The organism is Candidatus Methylomirabilota bacterium (genome assembly GCA_036005065.1).
Lineage (GTDB): Bacteria > Methylomirabilota > Methylomirabilia > Rokubacteriales > DASRDR01 > DASYQW01.
Genome location: DASYQW010000197.1, coordinates 82,757 through 101,892, shown reverse-complemented (window position 1 = coordinate 101,892; position 19,136 = coordinate 82,757). Strand labels below are relative to the sequence as shown.

18 protein-coding genes are annotated in these 19,136 nt (G+C 71.5%); 4 read left to right on the top strand and 14 right to left on the bottom strand.

Going from position 1 to position 19,136, the window contains the following annotated elements:
• Nucleotides 1-452 precede the first annotated feature (452 nt).
• The 12 genes from VGW35_14705 to VGW35_14650 form a co-directional block, all read right to left on the bottom strand.
• Nucleotides 453-1,655, bottom strand: a complete 1,203-nt coding sequence (locus VGW35_14705; GenBank protein ID HEV8308909.1) for a 2,3-bisphosphoglycerate-independent phosphoglycerate mutase — start codon at nt 1,653-1,655, stop codon at nt 453-455.
• A gap of 293 nt (nt 1,656-1,948) precedes the next feature.
• Entirely contained in the window at nt 1,949-3,292 is a 1,344-nt protein-coding gene (locus VGW35_14700) for a sigma-54 dependent transcriptional regulator (protein ID HEV8308908.1), read from the bottom strand.
• A 144-nt stretch (nt 3,293-3,436) separates the two neighbouring features.
• A complete protein-coding gene (thiI, locus tag VGW35_14695; GenBank protein HEV8308907.1) occupies nt 3,437-4,642 on the bottom strand; it encodes a tRNA uracil 4-sulfurtransferase ThiI in 1,206 nt (401 codons plus the stop codon).
• Nucleotides 4,643-4,906: 264 nt separating this feature from the next.
• Nucleotides 4,907-6,547, bottom strand: a complete 1,641-nt coding sequence (locus tag VGW35_14690) for an AMP-binding protein (GenBank protein HEV8308906.1) — start codon at nt 6,545-6,547, stop codon at nt 4,907-4,909.
• Entirely contained in the window at nt 6,547-7,374 is an 828-nt protein-coding gene (locus tag VGW35_14685) for a hypothetical protein (protein HEV8308905.1), read from the bottom strand. The genes VGW35_14690 and VGW35_14685 overlap by 1 nt, the downstream gene beginning before the upstream one ends.
• 42 nt (nt 7,375-7,416) lie before the next feature.
• A complete protein-coding gene (locus VGW35_14680; GenBank protein HEV8308904.1) occupies nt 7,417-8,031 on the bottom strand; it encodes a molybdenum cofactor guanylyltransferase in 615 nt (204 codons plus the stop codon).
• Nucleotides 8,032-8,106: 75 nt separating this feature from the next.
• A complete protein-coding gene (locus tag VGW35_14675; GenBank protein ID HEV8308903.1) occupies nt 8,107-9,159 on the bottom strand; it encodes a M28 family peptidase in 1,053 nt (350 codons plus the stop codon).
• Between the two features lie 3 nt (nt 9,160-9,162).
• Entirely contained in the window at nt 9,163-9,813 is a 651-nt protein-coding gene (locus tag VGW35_14670; GenBank protein HEV8308902.1) for an L-threonylcarbamoyladenylate synthase, read from the bottom strand.
• Between the two features lie 31 nt (nt 9,814-9,844).
• Complete coding sequence (gene purE, locus VGW35_14665; protein ID HEV8308901.1) at nt 9,845-10,384, bottom strand: 5-(carboxyamino)imidazole ribonucleotide mutase; 540 nt, start codon at nt 10,382-10,384, stop codon at nt 9,845-9,847.
• On the bottom strand, nt 10,381-11,667 hold the full coding sequence (purD, locus tag VGW35_14660; GenBank protein ID HEV8308900.1) for a phosphoribosylamine--glycine ligase: 1,287 nt from the start codon (nt 11,665-11,667) through the stop codon (nt 10,381-10,383). The genes purE and purD overlap by 4 nt, the downstream gene beginning before the upstream one ends.
• Before the next feature lie 136 nt (nt 11,668-11,803).
• On the bottom strand, nt 11,804-12,676 hold the full coding sequence (locus VGW35_14655) for a tetratricopeptide repeat protein (GenBank protein ID HEV8308899.1): 873 nt from the start codon (nt 12,674-12,676) through the stop codon (nt 11,804-11,806).
• 13 nt (nt 12,677-12,689) lie between these two features.
• Nucleotides 12,690-13,550, bottom strand: a complete 861-nt coding sequence (locus tag VGW35_14650) for a Ku protein (protein ID HEV8308898.1) — start codon at nt 13,548-13,550, stop codon at nt 12,690-12,692.
• Between the two features lie 362 nt (nt 13,551-13,912).
• Here VGW35_14650 and VGW35_14645 point away from each other — a divergent pair, with 362 nt between their 5' ends.
• Nucleotides 13,913-14,395 carry a cupin domain-containing protein gene (locus VGW35_14645; GenBank protein HEV8308897.1) on the top strand — a complete coding sequence of 161 codons (483 nt, stop codon included), beginning with the start codon at nt 13,913-13,915 and terminating at the stop codon, nt 14,393-14,395.
• A gap of 22 nt (nt 14,396-14,417) precedes the next feature.
• On the opposite strand, the gene VGW35_14640 is transcribed toward VGW35_14645, so the two are convergent.
• A complete protein-coding gene (locus VGW35_14640; GenBank protein ID HEV8308896.1) occupies nt 14,418-15,323 on the bottom strand; it encodes a TIGR03619 family F420-dependent LLM class oxidoreductase in 906 nt (301 codons plus the stop codon).
• Between the two features lie 150 nt (nt 15,324-15,473).
• On the opposite strand from VGW35_14640, the gene VGW35_14635 reads away from it, so the two are divergent.
• The 3 genes from VGW35_14635 to VGW35_14625 are packed head-to-tail and all read left to right on the top strand — an operon-like array spanning nt 15,474 to nt 18,314.
• The gene (locus VGW35_14635; GenBank protein ID HEV8308895.1) at nt 15,474-16,502 is read left to right on the top strand and encodes a TRAP transporter substrate-binding protein; all 1,029 of its coding nucleotides are present in this window, start codon (nt 15,474-15,476) and stop codon (nt 16,500-16,502) included.
• A 40-nt stretch (nt 16,503-16,542) separates the two neighbouring features.
• Nucleotides 16,543-17,019 (top strand): TRAP transporter small permease, encoded by a 477-nt coding sequence (locus VGW35_14630; GenBank protein HEV8308894.1) that lies wholly within the window; start codon nt 16,543-16,545, stop codon nt 17,017-17,019.
• The gene (locus VGW35_14625) at nt 17,016-18,314 is read left to right on the top strand and encodes a TRAP transporter large permease (GenBank protein ID HEV8308893.1); all 1,299 of its coding nucleotides are present in this window, start codon (nt 17,016-17,018) and stop codon (nt 18,312-18,314) included. The genes VGW35_14630 and VGW35_14625 overlap by 4 nt, the downstream gene beginning before the upstream one ends.
• 32 nt (nt 18,315-18,346) lie before the next feature.
• Here VGW35_14625 and VGW35_14620 read toward each other — a convergent pair whose 3' ends face one another.
• Nucleotides 18,347-19,129, bottom strand: coding sequence for an SDR family NAD(P)-dependent oxidoreductase (locus VGW35_14620; GenBank protein ID HEV8308892.1), 783 nt, complete (start codon nt 19,127-19,129; stop codon nt 18,347-18,349).
• Nucleotides 19,130-19,136: the final 7 nt, after the last annotated feature.

Here is a 19,136-nt window from a genome sequence, read left to right as displayed (position 1 = left end):
GTGGGGAAGCGCGGCCAGGAGACGGCTCAGGGCCTTCAGTCCCCCGGCCGAGGCCGCCAGCGCCACGACGTCGAACGCGGCCCGGCGGTCGGGCGAGGTCGGACCGGCCCGGGACTGTCGGTTCCCGGAGTGGTTTCGCGCCCGGGGCAGCGGGCGCTGCGGCTTCGGCGCCTCCATGACCACTCTCCCGCTTTCAAGCCCACGGAGGCCGGAAAGAGACGACGTGTGGGTGCATCTCGACTGTACCCCTCCCCGGGGAGGGGGTCAAGTATTGCGGCTCCGGGCGTGCGCGCCTGACCGAGGCCCAGTCCCACCCGCTAGGCGCGTGTCGGAGTAACCCGGCGCCGGCCACCGAGCGCGTGGGGCATCGAGGAGTGCTCCGAGCGGCGGCTTCGCCGCCGCCACGGTGGGGGGGCATCGGGGGGGTCTTCCGAGACCCCCCCGAAAATGACCTAGGCGCCGAACTTGGTGAACCGGAGGGCGGTCGCCATGACCAGCGGCATGAGCTGGTGGGCCGGGAAGGTCCCGAGGCTCCCGGCGGCGCAGGCCCGCTCGGTGAAGCGCTCCACCGCGTCGGCTCCCGCGTACAGGCCGGAGAGCAGCACGGGGACCGGGTGCCAGGAGTGGCCCTTCAGCACGGCCGGGCTGGCATGGTCCCCGGTCACCACCAGGACGTCGGGCCGGAGGGCCTCGATGGCCGGGATCTCGGCGTCGAGACGCTCGAGGGCCGCCACCTTGCCGGGGAAGTCCCCGTCCTCGCCCGCCTTGTCGGTGTCTTTGTAATGGAGAAAGAAGAAGTCGTAGGCCGCCCAGTGGGCGGCGAGGGTCCCGACCTCTTCGCCAAACGCGCCCCCGGTCTTGAGCACGTCCATCCCGACGAGCCGCGCCAGTCCCCGGTACATCGGGTAGGCCGCGATCGCGGCGGCGCGGAGCCCGTAGACCTCGGGGAACCGGGGGAGCGCCGGGAGCTGGTCGAACCCGCGCAGGAGGACCATGTTGGCCGGCCCGGCGTCGGCGAGGAGGCGGCGGGCTTCGTCCACGAACCGGTTGACGAGGTCGGCGGCCCGGCGCGCCTCGGGGGCCAGCGGCTCGACGGGGAGGGGCGGCCGCCCGGTCGCCTGGGGGTCCGTCTCGGAGAGGGGCCCGGACAGGTCCGGGCCGCGCAGGACCAGCACGAAGCGGTGCTCCTTGACCGGCTCGACGAAGACCTCGACCTCGGGAAGCCGGATGCGGCGCAGCCGTGCCACCAGCTCCACGCAGCGCGCGGTGGGGATCCGCCCGGCGCGGCGGTCGGTGATCCGCCCGGCCGCGTCCACCGTGCAGAAGTTCCCGCGGGCGGCCAGATCCCCGGGCCGGAGGTCGAACTCGATCCCCAGCGCTTCCAGGACCCCGCGCCCCACCCGATAGCGGAGCGCGTCGTAGCCGAAGAGGCCGAGGTGCCCGGGCCCGCTCCCCGGCGTGATCCCGGGGGCCACGTGGCGGATCAGGCCGCAGGCCCCCCGGCGCGCCAGCGCGTCGAGGTGCGGCAGCCGCGCGGTCTCGAGCTCGGAGCGGCCCGTCTCGGGATGGGGGAACCCGCCGAGGCCGTCGGCGGAGAGGAGGACGATCTTGCTGGTGCCGGAAATGACGAGGCTTCGGATCAGATCGAGGTCCATGGCGCGCCCGGCTCCCCCGGCCACCCGCCGAGGGCGAGCCCCTCTTCTGCGAACCACTCGGCGATGCCCGGCCGGGCCCTCATAGCGGGAGTCTAGCATGCCGGAGCGGGCCGGGATGGAATTGCGAACCCGGCGGCTCGCGTGGGACACTGGGAGCCTGTCGGGTTAACCAGGCGCTACGCGAACGCCGGACCGCCGACGGTTGCTGTGCCTGCTCCGAGCGCCGGCTTTGCCGGCGCAACCTGTCCTGGGGGAGGTCTCGGAGGGGGCCGCAGAGGCCCCCTCCGAAGAAACTAGAGGCCGTACTCCTTGAGGCGACGGTAGAGCGTGCGGCGGGAGATGCCGAGGGCGCGGGCGGCCCGCTCCTTGTCGTTCCCGTGCAGCCGCAAGGCCCGGAGGATCAGCTCGCGCTCCACCTCGGCGAGGTTGGGCAGCTCTCGGCCCGAAGGTGGGCTCTGGATCGTCGGCGCCAGGGCCGGCAGATCCGCGAGCATGATCTCGCCCCGCGCGCCCAGGGCATAGGCGCGCTCGAGGAGGTTCTCCAGCTCCCGGACGTTGCCCGGAAAGTCGTGAGCCACGAGCGCCGCCATCGCTTCGGAGGAGACCCCCGTCACGTCCCGCCCGAACCGCTCGTTGAGCTGGCGCAAGAAGTAGCTCGCGAGAGCGGGGATGTCTTCCTTGCGATCACGGAGCGGAGGCATCGCGAGCCGTACCACGTTGAGACGGTAGAAGAGGTCCTGGCGGAGGACACCGTCCCGGAGGGCCTGCTCCAGGTTCCGGTTGGTCGCGGCGATGACCCGGACGTCCACCGGATGGCTCTTGGCCGACCCGACCGGCCGGATCTCCTTCTCCTCGAGGACACGCAGGAGCTTGACCTGCAGGGCGGGCGGGAGCTCGGTCACCTCGTCGAGGAAGAGCGTGCCGCCGTGGGCCGAGCGGAAGAGGCCGAGATGGTCGGCCACGGCACCCGAGAAGGCCCCCCGCACGTGGCCGAAGAACTCGGACTCCAGGAGCTCGGTGGGCACCGCCCCGCAGTTGACAGGGATGAACGGTCCCTTGCCTCGCGCGGACAGCCGATGGATACCGGCGGCCACGAGATCCTTGCCCGTCCCGCTTTCGCCCTCGATCAGGACGGGAGAGTCGGTGGTGGCGACTTTGGCGACCACGTCCCGGACGCGCTGCATCCGGGGCGACCTTCCCACCATCTCCTTGAGCGGGAGCTCGACCCCGAGCCGGCTGCGGAGCGAGCTCACCTCCCGCCGGAGGAAGCGTCGCTCCATGAGACGGTCCATCAGGTGATGGAGCTCGTCCAGGCTGACGGGCTTGGCCAGGTAGTCGTAGGCGCCGAGCTTGAGAGCCTCCACGGCCGTGGCGACGGCGGGATAGCCCGTGATCATGACGACCTCGATGGACGGATCGTGGCGCTTGATCTCGCGCAGGATGGTGAGGCCGTCCATCTCGGGCATCCGGATATCGCAGAGGACCGTGTCGAAGAGCTGTCCCTGGATCAGCTCGATCGCCTCGGCTCCGGTGCTGGCGGTGGTGACGTGGTACCCCCACAGACTCAGGGCGTCCTCGAAGAGCGTCCGAATCCGCTCTTCGTCCTCGACCACCAGCACCTTGGAGCGCTCGGCCATGTCCTAGCTCTTCGGAGGGGGCCTCAACGGCCCCCTCCGAGACCTCCCCCAGGAGGGTTGCGCGGGCAAAGCCCGCGCTCGGAGCGGAACACCCAACGGTCGGCGGTCCGTCATCGCGTGACGCCCGGGCACGCCGGAGGGCTCCTAGGAGCCCTCCGGCGTGGGGTCGGCGCCGGCCAGGGCGGCCCCTGAGAGCGCGAAGGTCTCCGCGGTCGCCTTCCCGACGCCTTCCTCCACCAGACGGGCCACCTCCAGCCGGGCTTCGGCCCGCGTCACCGAGGCGACGCTCGTCCGGGTCTCCGGGTGCTTCGGGACGAACAGGGTGCAGCAGTCCTGGTCCGGCTCGATGGAGATGTCGTAGGTGCCGATCGCCTTCGCCTCCCGGATGATCTCCTCCTTGTCCATGCCGATGAGCGGGCGGAGGATGGGGAGGCTCACCACCTCGGTCGTGCGCGCGATGTTCTCGAGCGTCTGCGAGGCCACCTGGCCGAGGCTCTCGCCGGTCACCAGCGCCAGGGCCCCGACCCGGCCGGCCAGTGCCTCGGCGATGCGCGCCATGAGGCGACGGTAGACGACCACACGGAGGGCCGGCGGCACCGCGAGCACCACCTCACGCTGGATGTCGCCGAACGGCACGAGCCAGAGCCGGGCGGTGAACTGGTGGCGGACGAGCCGGCCGACGAGGGCGCGGGCTTTCCCCTGAGAGGTGTCGGCAAGGTAGGGCACCGAGTGGAAGTGGACGAACTCGACCTCGCACCCGCGCTTCTGGAGGCGACGGGCGGCGACCGGGGAATCGATCCCGCCGGACAGCAGGCTCAGGACCCGCCCGGAGACGCCGACGGGCAGTCCGCCCGGGCCCGGCACCCGATCCACGTAGACGAGCGCCTCTCGCGGCAGGAGCTCCACGTACACCGTCAGCGCGGGCTGCGTGAGGTTGACGCGCGTGGGGAAGTGCTTGAGCACCAGGGCGCCGAGCTCGCGGTTCACCTCCTCCGAGGTCATGGGAAAGACCTTGAAGGTCCGGCGCGCCGTGATCCGGAACGACTCGAAGCTCCGCCCCTCGAGCAGCTCGAGCACGGCCGCCTTGACCGTCTCCAGGTCGGGCGCCAGCGCGAGCCCCGGCGCGAAATTCGCGACGCCGAAGACCGTCCCGATCCGCGCCCGCAGAGCGGGGAGGTCGGCATCGGGCGCGAGGTCGAGGACGAGCCGTCCGGGCAGGCGGCGGACCGCCCGCACGCCGCACCCGGCCGTCGCCTGCATGATGTTCCTGCCGAGTCGCCGGAGGAACAACGGGCGGTTCCCGCCCTTGAGGCTGATCTCGTGGTAGTGGACCACGACCGCCGGCCGCATCTCTAAATCTCGGGGGGGTCTCGGAAGACCCCGATGCCCCGCCGTCGTCGCGGCGGCGAAGCCGCCGCTCGGAAGAGGCCCCGCCGTTCCACGCGCTCGCTGGTCGGCACCGGGTTGCTCCGACACATCGCTCAGATTTCCGGGCTCGGCGGCTTCGGATGCTTGGGGCGCCGCCGGTAAACGGTCGGCGGCACCTCGACCTTCGGCGGCTTTCGGGGCATCGGCTTGCGCGGCCGCACGGGACGCCGCCGGGCGCTCCGCTTCTTAGCCATCCCCCCGGGCGCGCGAGCGCCGCAGCGCGGCATCCCGCGACGGATAGACCAGGGCGTCGCCCAGCTCCGCGTTCGTCACCAGCTCGACCAGTCGCGCGTGCTGGATCTTCCCGCTCGTGGTCTTGGGGATGGTCCCCGGGCGGACCAGCAGGACGCGGGAGGGCCGGAAGCCCCGGATCCCGCGGACGGCCCGGACGATGGTTCGCACCAGGGCCGACGCCTGCTCGGGGCCGGTGTCGGGGTCCCGAACCTCGGCGACGATCACCAGGCGCTGGGTGCTCACGCGCTCGGAGCCGAGGCCCACCGCCGCCGAGTATCGGACACCGGACACGGTATCCACCACCTTCTCGACGTCGAGCGGCATCACGTTCTCCCCGCGCACGATGATCACGTCCTTCTGCCGCCCGACCACGAACAGATAACCGTCCGACTCGAGGTACCCGAGGTCGCCGGTATGTAGCCAGCCGGAGCGAAACGCCCGGGCCGTCGCCTCCGGATCGCGGTAGTAGCCACGCATCGCGGCCGGTGTTCGCACGACGATCTCGCCGACCTCACCAGACGGGAGGAAGCGGCCGTCCTCGCCCTCCGGAGCATCCTCCCAGATCGCGACCTCGACCCCCGGAATCGGCCGCCCCGCGCCCACGAACCGGCCGGAAGGATCGACCCGGATGGGCACCCCGAGATCACCCACGGCCACGGCCAGCGTCGCCTCGGCCAACCCGTAGGCCGGCACCAGCACGTTCTTGAGCCCGAAGCAGGCCTCGAAGTCCCTCACCGTCTCTGGCCGCACGGGCTCCGCCCCGGTGAACGCCAGCCGGAGCGAGGACAAGTCGAGACCGGCGCGATCGCGGACGTTCCGGACGCAGTTCCGGTAGCCGAAGTCGGGGGACGCGGTGATCCCGGCCCGCGTCGCCGTCACGAGCTCCAACCACTGGCGCGGATTCCGGAGGTCCGGGGGCAGGAGGTGCAGATGGCACCCGGCGTAGAGCGAACCGAGCCCGAGGCCGATCAGCCCCATGTCGTGGTAGAGCGGGAGCCAGCTGACGACCGGCTCCCGGGGGCGAGGCTGGACGGCGTCGACGAAGGCCCGGATGTTGGCGAGGACGCTTCGATGCGGCAGGTCCACTCCCTTCGGCTGCCCGGTGGAGCCGGATGTGTACTGAAGGAACGCGGTGTCCTCGCCCGTGAGGCTCGGCCGCGCGGCCGGCTCGGCCTTCCGCTCGAGCTCGTCGGGCTCGAGGAGCCGCTCGAGCGTGGGCGCGCTCCCCTGGGCGCGCCGAATCGCCGCCTCGAACCACGAGATGGTCACGGCGGCCCGGGCGCCCGAGTGGGCGAAGATCGCCGCCAGCGTCTCGGGGCCCGACGTGGGATAGAGCGGGACGGGGATGGCGCCGAGGGCCATGACTCCGAAGAAGGTCGCGAAGAACTCCTTGCAGGTCGGCAGGAGGATCGCCACCCGGTCCCCCCGGCCAATCCCGACCGCGGCGAGGCCCGCCGCGTACCGACCGCTCATCCCCCACAGCATGCGATACGTGATCGGCTCGTCGTAGACCTCGAAGTAGACCTCATCCGGCTCCAGGCGAGCCCGGGCCGCGAGGACGTCGACGAGCGTCCGCGCCTCGGCGAGCGCCATCAGTAGCGTGCCCCGGGGAAGGTCGAAATGTCCGCCGGACGGCCGGCCTGCCGGTACATCTTGACCCCGCCCCACGAAGCGCCGTTCAGGGCGCTCAGGATCCCGTCGTGGATCGCCCAGCTCCGTCCCCGGATCGTTTCGGCCATGCCCGGCTGCCGGAAGACGCTCGATCCGTCGAGCGCCGCCTGGAGGCGCCCGCCCGGCCGAAACTCCGTATCGATCTCCTCCATCAGCTCACGGCCGAAGAGGTACGCGCATCCGTGACGCTCGTACAGGAGCGCCGAATGGTAGAAGAGCGGCTCGATCAGAAACAGCTCCGTCCCCAGGAGCCGGCAAAAGTCTTCCATCGCCGTCATCACGTGCCCGAGGAGCCGGAGCCCGTGGCGTACCTGGCCCGGGGCGAGGCCGGCGGCGAGAGCCCGCGCCTCCTCCGGCCGGTTCCGCGTCTCCGTGCCGAAGAGCGTGTCGCGCCCGGCCGCATCGCGGTCGATGTCGAAGCGTGGGCTGGTCGGGTCGGTGATCTGGACGAACGAGAGCTCGGGCACCCCGAAAGGGCTCGTCTCGACGTCGACCAGCAGCAGCGGGTCGCGGTCGTCCCAGGCCGCGCGCACCTCGACCCGCGCCCAGGGTTGCCCCGGCGAGGCCACCACGCGCACGAGTCGATCCCCGGCCGCGTTCATGCCGGTGCGCCGGTCCACGGCCACCCGCGCCAGGACCTCGGACGGCACCAGGCGCGTGTAGAGTCCCTCCCGGACGGCCGCCGGCAGCCCGTTCAGCTTCGCGATGGAGCCGATCTCGCGCCCCGTCTGGAGGCGCTCGGCGGGCATCAGTTCAGCCTGTGGTGCTCGAGGGTCATTCGTCACGGTGTCTCAGACGTGCCGCCCTCCGTGGGCCACGGACCGCTCGCCCCACAACGCGCCGGCTCGCGCCAGGTCGTCGGGCGTGTTGAGGTTCATGAACGCCAGCTCGGGGACCGCGTACTGCGCGACCGTCTCGGCCGGGACGCGCAGGACGCGCACCTCGTCGAAGAAGCCGACGACCTTGAGCCGGCCCGCGCGGAGGCGGTGCTCCATGGCGGGGAGGCAGGCCTTCGAGTAGACGGCGTGGAGCGGCTGGAGCTCCCCGGCCGCCTCCGGGATCACGACGTCCGCTTCGCCGGCCCGCCCGGCCAGGTACGCGATGAGCCGCGGGGCGAGAAAGGGCATGTCGCACGCGACGCAGATCGCCGCCTCCCCGGGGACCGCCCGGAGCCCGGAGTAGATCCCGCCGAGGGAGCCCCCTTCCGGAAAGGCGTCGCCAACCATCGGCAGGCCGAGAAACCCGTACAGCTCCGGCGAGTTGGTCACGATCAGACAGTCCGGCAGAACGGAACCCAGTGCGTCCACGATGTGCTGGATGAGCGGCCGCTCGCCGAAGGGAATCAGGGCTTTCGGCGACCCGCCCATCCGCCGGCTCTTGCCGCCAGCCAGGACGACGCCGCTCACATGAGGCATCGAGGCTCACTCAAATGATACCACGTGCCCCTGTCCCTCACCATTCGATGATCGAGCCGGGCCGCCTCACTGAGCGCCCGCCCCGGGGAGCCCCGCCAACTCCGCCAGCATCGACCCCAGTCCGGCGACCACGCGCGCCATCCGTTCGTAGTCGAGCTTGTCCGGGGTGTCTCCCGGATGGTGGTACCACTGATAGCGGTACGGCGCGGTGTCGGTGACCATGAGCGCGGGATAGCCCGCCTGCCAGAACGCCCAGTGATCCGACCACGCGATCCCGGGCAGGATGGGTGGCATGGCCGCCCCCTCCGAGGGGAAGCGGGCATGGCGGCGAAACGCGGCGATCGCCGACCGGACCTCGGCCCGTGAGCCGAGGTTCCCGACGAACCCGACGAAGTTACCGACCGACGGGAAAACCAGACCCAGCGGCGGGGGATAGAGCTGGCTGCCCTCGCGGTCCGAGTAATAACCGATCGTCTCGAGACTCAGCATCACGACCACGCGGTCGCCGCGCCGGCGGAGTGCCCGGGCGTAGACGAGGCTGCCCATCTGCGGCCGCTGGAAGTAGAACTCCTCATTGGCGAACAGGACGAACCGGAGCGTCCGGGGCAGCGTGCGGCTCGCGAAGCGCCGGGCCAGGGCGAGGACGGCGGCGGCGCCGCTGGCGTTGTCGTTGGCGCCCCCGGTACCCAGAACGGTGTCGTAGTGGGCCCCGACGAGGACGATCTCCTCGGCCCGGGCGGCGCCGGGGCGCTCCACCTCGAGGTTGTGGAACACGCGCACCGCCTCGGGAGCGGGAAGCGCCTGATGTTCGATCTCGTAGGTATGGCGGCGGACGTGATAGCCGGCGCTGGCGAACGTCGCCTCCAGGTACTCTACCGCCCGGGCGAGCTTCGCCGGGACGAGAAGGTGGCGCTCGCCGATCTCCCCCGCCAGCACCGCGACGTGCCGGCGCAGCTCGTCGCGGAGGGCGACCTCGGGGTCCGTGAGCGGGGCCAGCGCTCCGTGATGGCTCGCGCCCGGCATGCGGAGCATCAGGAGCCACACGACCACGCCCGCGGCGGCCAGCAGTGACACCAGGACGGCCAGGCGGACGAGGGCCCGGCGGGAGACCAGCTCCACGCGTCAGGCGGGCCTGAGGTCGTCAGGTGTCAGCACCACCGCCCCGGGCCGCACGATGCGCGGCTCGACCCCGGTCAGGTCGAGCACGGTGGAGGGCGGCCCGCCGGCCGTCACACCGCCGTCGAGGACGAGATCCACGCGGTCGCCGAGGCTGGCCATCACCTCGGCCGCCGTCCGCGGGCTCGGGTCTCCGTGCAGGTTGGCGCTGGGCGCCGTGATCGGCAGGGCCGCCGCCTGCGCCAGGGCGCGGGCCAGCGGGTGGCCGGAGACGCGCACGCCGATCGTGCCGGTTCCCGCGGTGAGCGCGGCGGGAAGATGAGATCGGGCCGGCAGGATCAGCGTGAGCGGCCCGGGCCAGTAGCGCGTGATCAGCTGCCGGGCCCGGCCGGGCAGCTCGGCGACGACGGCCTCGGCCATCGCCAGCGAATCGACGAGGACGAGGAGGGGCTTGTCGGCCGGCCGCCCCTTGGCGCGGAACACCCGCGCCACGGCCTCGGGGTCGAGCGCGTTGGCGCCCAGGCCGTAGAAGGTCTCGGTGGGGAAGGCCACCAGGCCGCTGTCCCGGATGACACCGGCGGCGGTGACCAAGATGGCCGGGGCCGGGCGCTCCGGGTCGATCGGGAGCATTCGCGCGCGGGCCTCCCGGGTGGTCATCCGGCGCCGCGGTCGGCCCCCGGACCGTGTGTCACGCGCTGCCCCCACGCGTGGGATCCGGCCGTGCCGCGGCCTCGACTTTCCGAGCCCGGGCTTCCACCTCCCGGGCCAGCTCGTCGCGGAAGGTCCGGAGCCGTCGCGCCACGGCCTCGTCCGCCACGGCGAGGATCTGGGCGGCCAGGATCCCGGCGTTGGCGGCGCCGGGCTTGCCGATCGCGAGGGTCGCGACGGGCACCCCTCGCGGCATCTGGACCATCGACAGGAGCGAGTCGAGGCCGTTCAGCACCGATGGCATCGGTACGCCGATCACGGGCATCGTCGTCTCGGACGCCACGAAGCCCGGCAGCGCGGCGGCACCGCCGGCGCCGGCGATGAAGACCCGGACACCGCGGCCGGCCGCCTCCTGCACCCACCGCCGAGTCCGCTCGGGCGTCCGGTGGGCGGACGCCACCGTCATCTCGTACGAGACCCCGAGGGCCTCGAGCACCCTGGCCGCTTCCTGCAGCACTTCGAGGTCCGAGTCGCTTCCCATCAAGATGCCGACCCGCGGCCCCGCGCTGGCCCGGCTCATGCCGGTCTCCCGAGGCGTCGCGATGCTCGGCGCCCGATGTCCCGCCGGTAGTGCATGCCCTCGAAGCGGATCTCCGCGACCGCGGCATAGGCGGCCTCGATCGCCGCCGGGATGTCGGGTCCGCGCGCGGTCACGCCGAGGACGCGGCCCCCGGCCGTCACGAGGCGCCCGTCCCGCACCGCCGTGCCGGCGTGAAAGACCGAGACGCCCGCGTGTCGGGCGGCCGCCTCGATGCCGGTGATCGCGTGACCCGTCGCATACGACCCCGGGTACCCACCGGAGGCGAGCACGACACACACCGCCGCCTCGGGACGCCAGGCGACCTCCGGCGGCAGGCCGGCGCCCTCGGCGACCGCCCGGCACAGAGGGAGGAGATCGCCCGCCAGCCGGACCATGAGAGCCTGGCACTCGGGATCGCCGTGGCGGACGTTGTACTCGAGGAGCTTCGGCCCCTCGCGCGTCAGCATGAGCCCGGCGTACAGGACGCCGCGAAACAGACGCCCCTCGGCCCGCATCGCCTCGACGGTAGGGCGCAGCACCGTCTCGACGATCGTCCCCGTCAGCTCGGCGCCGAGGACGGGCGGCGGCGAGTAGGCGCCCATCCCTCCCGTGTTCGGGCCCCGGTCGTCGTCGAACACGGCCTTGTGGTCCTGGGCGGCTCCGAGCGGGCAGATCGCGTGGCCGTCGGTGAGGGCGAAGAGGGAGACCTCCTCCCCCTCGAGGAACTCCTCGACCACGATGCGAGCGCCGGCGGCTCCGAACACGCGCCGCTCGAGCATGTCGCCGATGGCCTGCTCGGTCGACGGGAGATCACGGCAGACGACGGCGCCCTTCCCGGCCGCCAGGCCATCGGCCTTCACGACGGCCCGGCCGCCGAGGCCCCGCGCAAACTCGCGGGCCTTGACGGGATCCTCGAAGGTCCCGAAGCGCGCGGTCGGGATCCCGTAGCGGGCGAAGAGCTGCTTGGCGAATATCTTGGAGCTCTCGAGCTCGGCGGCCGCCCGCGTGGGCCCGAAGGCCGGAAGGCCCTGCTCCGCGAAGTGGTCCACGATCCCGAGGGCGAGCGGCAGCTCCGGGCCGACGATGGTGAGGGCGATCCGTTCCCGCGTGGCCAGGCGGGCCAGCTCCGACACGGCGTCCACCGCGATCGGCACGCACTCGGCGACCTCGGCGATGCCCGGGTTGCCGGGCGCCGCGTAGAGGCGGGTCACGTGCGGGCTCTGCGCGAGCTTCCAGGCCAGGGCGTGCTCGCGGCCACCGCCGCCGACGAGGAGGACTCGCATCTAGGTGCTCGGGGGGGGCCTCGACGGCCCCCTCCGAAACCTCCCCCAAGAGGGGTCGCGGCGGCAAAGCCGCCGCTCGGAGCGCTCGTCGCTGCACCGCATGGTCGGCCGTAGGCGCCGGGTTACTCCGACACTCCTACTCCGGGGGCGCGTAGGCGCGGGCGCGCGCGATCTCGGCCCAGCGGCTCTCCGGATCCAGGTCGAGGTAGCGGAGCCAGTGACGCCGCGCCGCCGTGACGTCGCCCCGCCGCTCCAGCGCGGCCGCCAGGTTGAAGTGAGCGTCGGCGTAGTCGGGCCGCACTTCCAGGGCCCGTCGGTACCAGGCGACCGCCTGCCCGAGGTCGGCGAGGTCGTCGTGGAGGGAGCCGAGATTGTAGGCTGCCTCGGCGCAGATGGGATCGGCAGCCAGCGCCAGCTCGTAGTGCCGCCGGGCGTCCTCGTAGCGGCCCATCCGATGGTGGAGCAGGCCGAGATTGTTCCAGGCGGCTCCGTGCTGCGGATCCAGCGTCGTGACCCGCTGGTACGCGTCGAGCGCGCGCTCCCACTGGGCGGGCTCTCCGTCCCACTGGGACGCCAGGTCGAACCAGCGGTCGGCCTCGTTCTCCGGCCGGGCGATAGGCCGCACCAGCCCCCGGAGCGCCGAGTCCCGGGCGGCTTCCTCGAGCTCCTTGCCCGAGAACTCCATCACGATCTGCCCGGAGGGTTCCAGGAGCTGGGCATCCTTCTCGATGAAGACCTCGCCGCCCCGGACCGCCACCCGCAGCTCGGCCAGGGGCGCCTCGGAATCGGGAACCAGCCGTCGCAGTGCGCCCAGCGCCCTCCGCACCTGCCGGACGGTCAGCCCTTGCTCGAGAAGGGTCTTGGCGACCCGCAGGCTCACGATCTCGCGGAAGCTATACGAGCCCGGGCGATCGGCCGGATGGAGGAGCCCGAGGCGCCGGAGCTGAGTGGCCCGGCGGGGCGTGAGGGCCAGGAGGCGGCTGACCTCCCGGTCCGTGAAAACCCACACAGCTGACTCCCGACTACTTTCGGGCCGTCTTCCGGGCGGGGCGGCCCCCGGCCGCGGCGGCTCGCTTGACCTTGCCGGCGACAGCCTCGCGGGCCTCGGGCTCGACCTTCGACAGGGGCTTCTTCACCTGCTCGACCGACTGCCGGAGGGCTTCCATCAGGTTCACGACCTTCGCCGGCTCGCGTCGCTCGGCCGGCGGGACGATCGTCTGCCCCTCGCCCTTCTTCTGGATCAGCTCGAGGAGCTTGGCCCGGTACTCGTCGTGGTACTTGCCGGGATCGAAGTCCTGGGCCAGGGCGTCGATCAGCTTCTTGGCCAGCTCCACCTCCTGGGGCGAGGGCTCGACCGGCTTCCAGCGGGCCTCGAGCTCCCGCACCTCGTCGCCGTAATAGAGCGTGTGCAGCACGAGCTTCCCGTCCGACGGGCGCAGGAGCGCGTGATACTCGCGTGTCCCCATGACGAACCGCACGACCGCGGCCTTCCCGGCCTCGGCCAGCGCCCGGAGGAGGACGTGATAGGCCCGCTCACTCGCCTCCTGCGGGGCCAGGTAGTAGGACCGCTCGAGGTAGATCGGGTCGACGCTCGCGACCTCCACGAACTCCAGCACCTCGAGCGCGCGTGAGCCTTCGCGCTCGGCCGCCTCGAAATCGGCGTCCTCCATCACGACGTATCCGTCGAGCTTGTAGCCCTTGACGATCTCGGCGCGTTCGACGTCGCGCTCGCAGGTCGGGCAGTAGAGCTTCTGGCGAAGCCGCGAGCGGCAGACCGAATGGAGCTGGTTGAACGAGACCGTCTCCGGGCGCGCGGCGACGTAGAGCTTGATGGGGATCGACACCAGCCCGAAGGTGATGACCCCGGTCCAGACGGACGCCATACGCTGCCTCCTCGCGGGACGCGAACGGGTTCGCCCGGGAAGCGCGGCGCGAGGAAACGGGGGCGCTCCGGGCAGGCTCTGTCATGATAGCAACCCGCCGCCTACCCCCGCAAATGATGCCCCGGGCCCCGCCGGCCGGGCCCGTCTCCACCCGGCGGCCCCAGATACTGGGGCGAACGTGGCTTTCGTCCGGCGACAGGCCCACGCCTGACGGGCCCACGCCTTGACCCTGCGCCAGCCACCGGGCTAGGCTGGGCGCATTCCGACGGGGCGTACCGCGAGATGGGCTCCTGGCTGGCGCAGGCGGAGAAGAAATCGAGCACGCCTAGTGCCATGGTCCTGGCGATCCTCATGAGGTGAAGATGCCGACCGATCCCTCGCCGCCCTCGACCATCGTCATCGGCCGTCTGGCGCCGGGCCCGGCTCCCCCGAGCACGGCGAACGCCACCTGGCCCAACGTGCTCCATACCCGCGTCGCCGACGTGATCGGGCAGATGGGGTCCCCGCCCTGGGCCCGCCGGCTCATCGCCGACGAGCGTCAACTGGTCACGCTGATCGCCAGTCCACCGGGCGGTGGCAACCGCCCCCACTGGCACCGCGACTTCGACGAATGGTGGGTCGTCCTCGCCGGGCTGCTGGAGTGGGAGCTGACCGGCGGGGTGGTCTTTCGGGCGAGCCGGAGCGACATCGTGTGGGTGCCGCGAGGGACGGTCCACCACATCCGGAACGTGGGCGAGGAGCTCTCGCTCCGGCTCGCGGTGGCCATGCCCCCGGCCACGCACTATGCGAGCCCGTGCGAGCAGTGCGGCTACATGGATGACGGCCCGCCCGAGTGGAACGCGTGAAGCCGCGGCGCCCGGCACGGTCTCACGCGACCGCCGGCTTCACCTCCCGGGCCAGGAGGTCGATGGTCTCCAGGATAGCGGGATAGACCGAGTACGAGACTTCGAGGGCGACGTGAGCACAGCCGAGCGCCTGGAAGCCGCGCAGCGTCTCGGTCACCTGCGCGACCGATCCGGTCACCGCCGGGCGGCCGCGCATGAAGGCCATATCCACCGCCGGCCGATGGACGCCGTCGACGAAGAGCGGGATGCGAAGCGACAGGACAGGCTCGCCCTGGCGGCCGGCCTCCTTCCAGAAGCGGCGCACGGCCTCGGCGCCCTGGCGGAACGCCTCGTGGGTGGTGGCGGTGGCGTGCCAGCCGTCGGCGAGGCGGGCGGCGCGGCGGAGCGCGCCCTCGCTGCTACCGCCGACCCAGATCGGCGGCCGGGGCTTCTGGAGCGGCAGCGGCGACGCCTCGAGGCCGTGGAGATGATGCCGCCGCGTGTCCAGTTCCGGCTGCTCCGCGGTCCATAGCGCCTGCATCAGCTCGATGGCCTCCTCGGCGCGGCTGACCCGCTCGCGGAACGGCACGCCGAGCGCGGCGAACTCGGCCTCCAGCCAGCCGATCGCGACGCCGACGATCAGCCGGCCACCCGAGAGGACGTCGACGCTCGCCAGCAGCTTGGCGACCGGGATCGGCGAGCGGTAGGGCAGGACCACGACGCTGGTCCCGAGGGTGATGCGCTCCGTGACCCCGGCCAGCCACGGCAGGACCGCGAGGGGATCGAGCATGTGGTCGCGGTAGATCAGGGTGGCGTCCCGGGGCACGATGACGTGGTCGGTCACCCAGACGGAGTCCAGGCCACGGTCCTCCGCGCGCCGGACGACCTCGAGGATCCGACCGGGCTCGAGGGGCCGGCCGTAGTGGGGCACGCAGATCCCGAGCTTCATGCCGCCTCCTGGGAGATGACGAGACAGTTCGTGTGGCATTACGCTACGTCAAGCCGCGGGGGCCCGGCAAGTCCGCGTCGCGGAGGCCTGCGGAAGGCTGATACACTACCCGGCGGCGGCGGACCGCCGGAGCCGCAAAAGGAGGCCGACATGCCGAACGTGAGGATACTCGTGCTCGCCGCGGTGGCCGGCACCGTCATCGCCGCCGCGCCGCCCGCGCTCGGGCAGACCACGCTCACGATGTCCTCGTGGGTGTCGCCGCAACACCACCTGACCAGCGTCGTGCTGCAGGGCTGGGCCTCCGAGGTCGAAAAGGCGACCAACGGCCGAGTCAAGCTCCAGATGCTGCCCAAGCATCCCTCGGCGCCACCCGGGACCTTCGACGCGGTGCGGGACGGCCTCGTGGACGTCTCGTACGTGACCGCGAGCTACACCCCGGCCAGACACATCCTGCCGCTCCTGCCCGAGCTGCCCGGCGCCGGCGACACGGCCCTCGTCAACTCGGTCGCCTACTCGCGCATCCACTGGAAGTATCTGGACAAGGTCGGCGAGTACAAGGGCGTGAAGCTCCTGGCCGTGTTCACGCACGGCCCCGGTCAGATGTTCACCAAGACGCCGGTCCGGACCATCAACGACCTGCAGGGCCTCAAGATCCGCACCGGCGGCGGGGTCGCCGAGGCGGTGGCGAAGGCGCTGGGCGCCTCGGCGTTCGTGAAGCCGGCGCCCGAGTCCTACGAGCTGCTGAAGTCCGGCGTCGCCGACGGCGTGTTCTTCCCGATGGAGTCGATCGTCTCCTTCAAGCTCGAGACCGTCCTCGAGCAGGCCACGCTGTTTCCGGGCGGGATGTACAGCTCGGCGTTCGGCTTTTTCATGAACGAGGACAAGTGGGCGAAGCTCGGGAAGGAGGACCAGGCCGCGATCGAGAAGGTCTCCGGCGAGCACCTCGCCCGCCTGGCCGGCCAGTCCTGGGACGAGGCCGACCGGAAGGGCCTGGAGGCGCTGAAGAAGTCCGGGGTCAAGATCGTCAACGCCGACCCCGCCCTGGTCGCCGAGGTCCAGAAGCGCTCCGCGCCCATCATCGACGACTGGATCAAGAAGGCCAGCGCCAAGGGTGTGGACGCCGCCAGGATCCTCGCCGGGTTCCGCGCGGAGCTGAAGAAGGTCGCCGCCGGCCAGTGAGCGGACCGGGCCGGCGGCCGGTCCCTTGCCAGGTGATCCAGTGACGACGCCCGACCCCGGGTGGAAGCGGCACGCCGAGGCGATCCTCGGCGCCGCCGCCTCATCCATCCTCCTGGGCATGATGCTCCTCACCTTCGTAGACGTGGTGGCGCGGTACGTCTTCAATCGCCCGGTGCGGGGCGCCTTCGAGGTGACCGAGCTGATGCTGGTGGTGCTGATCTTCGCCGGCTTGCCCCTCGTGTCGTACGCCGACGAGCACGCCCTCATGGACTTCATCGACCGACTGCTCGGCGCCCGCGCGAAGGTCCGGCTCGAGCGCTCAGTGCAGGCGGCGTGCGCGGCCATCATGTTCCTGCTGGCCTGGCTCACCTGGCTCAAGGCGGACCGGATCTGGGCCTACCGCGATGCCACCGACGTCCTGCGCGTCCCGTATGGACCCTTCGTCTACTTCATGGCGGTCATGATCGGGCTGGCCGGGCTGATCCACTTTTACAAGGTGGTGCAGCGGCGTCGATGATCGAAGGGCTGGTCGGCCTCGCGGCGATGATGCTGATCGCCTTTCTGCGGGTGCCCATCTCGTTCGCCATGGGCATCGTCGGCGTCGTCGGCTACGCCTACATGCGGGACTGGAACTGGGCGGTGGCGTTCGCCATGACCCAGACCAAGCTCTACGAGACCGGCCGCAACTACACGCTGTCCGTGGTGCCGCTGTTCATCCTCATGGGCAGCTTCGTGACGCGGGCGGGCATGTCCCAGGAGCTGTTCCGGGCCGCCTACGCCTTCATCGGCCACCTGCGCGGCGGGCTGGCCATGGCCACCGTGTGGGCCTCGGCCGGCTTCGGCGGGATCTGCGGCTCCTCCATCGCCACCGCGGCCACCATGGCCAAGGTGGCCTACCCCTCGATGAAGCGCTTCGGCTACTCCGACAAGCTGGCGGCGGGCACCGTCGCCTCGGCCGGCACCCTGGGCATCATGATCCCGCCCTCCACCATCATGGTGATCTACGGCGTCTTCACCGAGACCAACATCGGCAAGCTGTTCATGGCGGGGATCCTCCCCGGGATCCTCGGCGCCGTGCTACTCTGCCTCGCCATCGTGTACATGACGTGGCGCGAGCCGGGCTCGGGCCCGCCCGGACAGCGCTCGACCTGGCGCGAGCGCTGGCTCGCCCTCAAGGAGGTGTGGGGCGTGGCGGCGCTGTTCGTGTTCGTGATGGGGGGGATCTACGGGGGCTTCTTCACCGCCACCGAGGGCGCGGGCATGGGCGCCGTGGGTGCCATGGTCTTCGCGCTCGGGCGCCGCGTGTTGACGTGGCGGACGCTCTACGCAGCGCTCCTGGAGAGCGCGCGCACCACCGCCATGCTGTTCCTGATCCTGATCGGTGCCTTGATGTTCGCGGAGTTCGTCAACATCACCACGATGCCGAACGACCTCAAGGCCTTCGTCACGCGCTTCGCGCTGAGCCCGGTGGCGGTGGTGGCCGCGATCTGCACCATTTACGTGGTGCTCGGCACCGCCATGGAGGAGCTGTCGATGGTGCTCCTCACCATGCCGGTGTTCTTCCCGGTGATCGTCCACCTCGGGTTCGACCCGGTCTGGTTCGGCATCATCATCGTATGCGTGGTCGAGATCGGCCTGATCAGCCCGCCGGTCGGGATGAACATGTTCGTGCTCAAGACCCTGCTGCCCGAGGTGCCGACCGGCACCGTGTTCCGTGGCGTGATGCCGTTCATGTGGGCCGACGTCGTGCGCCTGGCCATCCTGGTCGCGTTCCCCATCATCTCGCTCTGGCTGCCGAGCCTGATGCGGTGACCGGGCCCCCACCCGTCGGTCGCTGACTCCGGTTACCCGGCTGGCTCTCCGGCGTTCACGGGGAGCACCTGTCCCGAGATGTTCCGCGCCTCCGGACCGCAAAAGAACAGCGCCGCCGCGGCGATGTCGTCCGCCGTCACCATGCGCTTGAGCGGGGAGCGCTCGAGCATCGTCCGGCGCACGGCCTCCGGCGTCATGCCGCGAGCCCGCGCCTGGCCCTCGATCACGCGATCGATGCGGTCGCCCTCGACGGCGCCCGGTGCCACGCAGTTCACCGTGATGTTCTGGGGCGCGAGCTCGAGCGCCATGCCGTAGGTCATGCCGACCTGGCCCGCCTTCGCCGCGCAGTAGCCGATGCGGAAGGCGAGCCCCCGGCGGCCCGCCATCGACGAGATGTTGACGATCGCGCCGCCGCCCGCCTTGATCATCTCGGGCACGCAGAAACGGATGCACATGTACGAGCTGGTGAGGCTGGAATTGATCGTGTAGAACCAGTCCTCTGCCGTGTACTCCTGCACGGGCTTGGTGACGCCGCCGTCGCCGGCGTTGTTCACGAGCGTATCGATCTTGCCGAACGCCTTCACGCCGTCGGCGACCATGCGCTCGACGTCGGCTTCCCGGGCCGCATCGCAGGTGACGGCGATGGCGCGGCCACCGGCCTCGGTGATGAGCGCCGCCGTCTCCTCGACGAGCGCCGCCGAGCGGGCCGCGCAGATGACGGCAGCGCCCTCCCTCGCGAAGCGCCGGCTCATGACGCGCCCGATGCCCTTGCTGGCTCCGGTGATGACCGCGACCTTCCCGTCCAGGAGACCCATGGCCGTC

Excerpts from the sequence above, each read along its gene's own strand:
- VGW35_14705 (HEV8308909.1), bottom strand. The coding sequence starts at position 1,655 with ATGGACCTCGATCTGATCCGAAGCCTCGTCATTTCCGGCACCAGCAAG.
- VGW35_14700 (HEV8308908.1), bottom strand. The coding sequence starts at position 3,292 with ATGGCCGAGCGCTCCAAGGTGCTGGTGGTCGAGGACGAAGAGCGGATT.
- thiI (HEV8308907.1), bottom strand. The coding sequence starts at position 4,642 with ATGCGGCCGGCGGTCGTGGTCCACTACCACGAGATCAGCCTCAAGGGC.
- VGW35_14690 (HEV8308906.1), bottom strand. The coding sequence starts at position 6,547 with ATGGCGCTCGCCGAGGCGCGGACGCTCGTCGACGTCCTCGCGGCCCGG.
- VGW35_14685 (HEV8308905.1), bottom strand. The coding sequence starts at position 7,374 with ATGCCCGCCGAGCGCCTCCAGACGGGGCGCGAGATCGGCTCCATCGCG.
- VGW35_14670 (HEV8308902.1), bottom strand. The coding sequence starts at position 9,813 with ATGACCACCCGGGAGGCCCGCGCGCGAATGCTCCCGATCGACCCGGAG.
- purE (HEV8308901.1), bottom strand. The coding sequence starts at position 10,384 with ATGAGCCGGGCCAGCGCGGGGCCGCGGGTCGGCATCTTGATGGGAAGC.
- purD (HEV8308900.1), bottom strand. The coding sequence starts at position 11,667 with ATGCGAGTCCTCCTCGTCGGCGGCGGTGGCCGCGAGCACGCCCTGGCC.
- VGW35_14650 (HEV8308898.1), bottom strand. The coding sequence starts at position 13,550 with ATGGCGTCCGTCTGGACCGGGGTCATCACCTTCGGGCTGGTGTCGATC.
- VGW35_14645 (HEV8308897.1), top strand. The coding sequence starts at position 13,913 with ATGCCGACCGATCCCTCGCCGCCCTCGACCATCGTCATCGGCCGTCTG.
- VGW35_14640 (HEV8308896.1), bottom strand. The coding sequence starts at position 15,323 with ATGAAGCTCGGGATCTGCGTGCCCCACTACGGCCGGCCCCTCGAGCCC.
- VGW35_14635 (HEV8308895.1), top strand. The coding sequence starts at position 15,474 with ATGCCGAACGTGAGGATACTCGTGCTCGCCGCGGTGGCCGGCACCGTC.
- VGW35_14625 (HEV8308893.1), top strand. The coding sequence starts at position 17,016 with ATGATCGAAGGGCTGGTCGGCCTCGCGGCGATGATGCTGATCGCCTTT.
- VGW35_14620 (HEV8308892.1), bottom strand. The coding sequence starts at position 19,129 with ATGGGTCTCCTGGACGGGAAGGTCGCGGTCATCACCGGAGCCAGCAAG.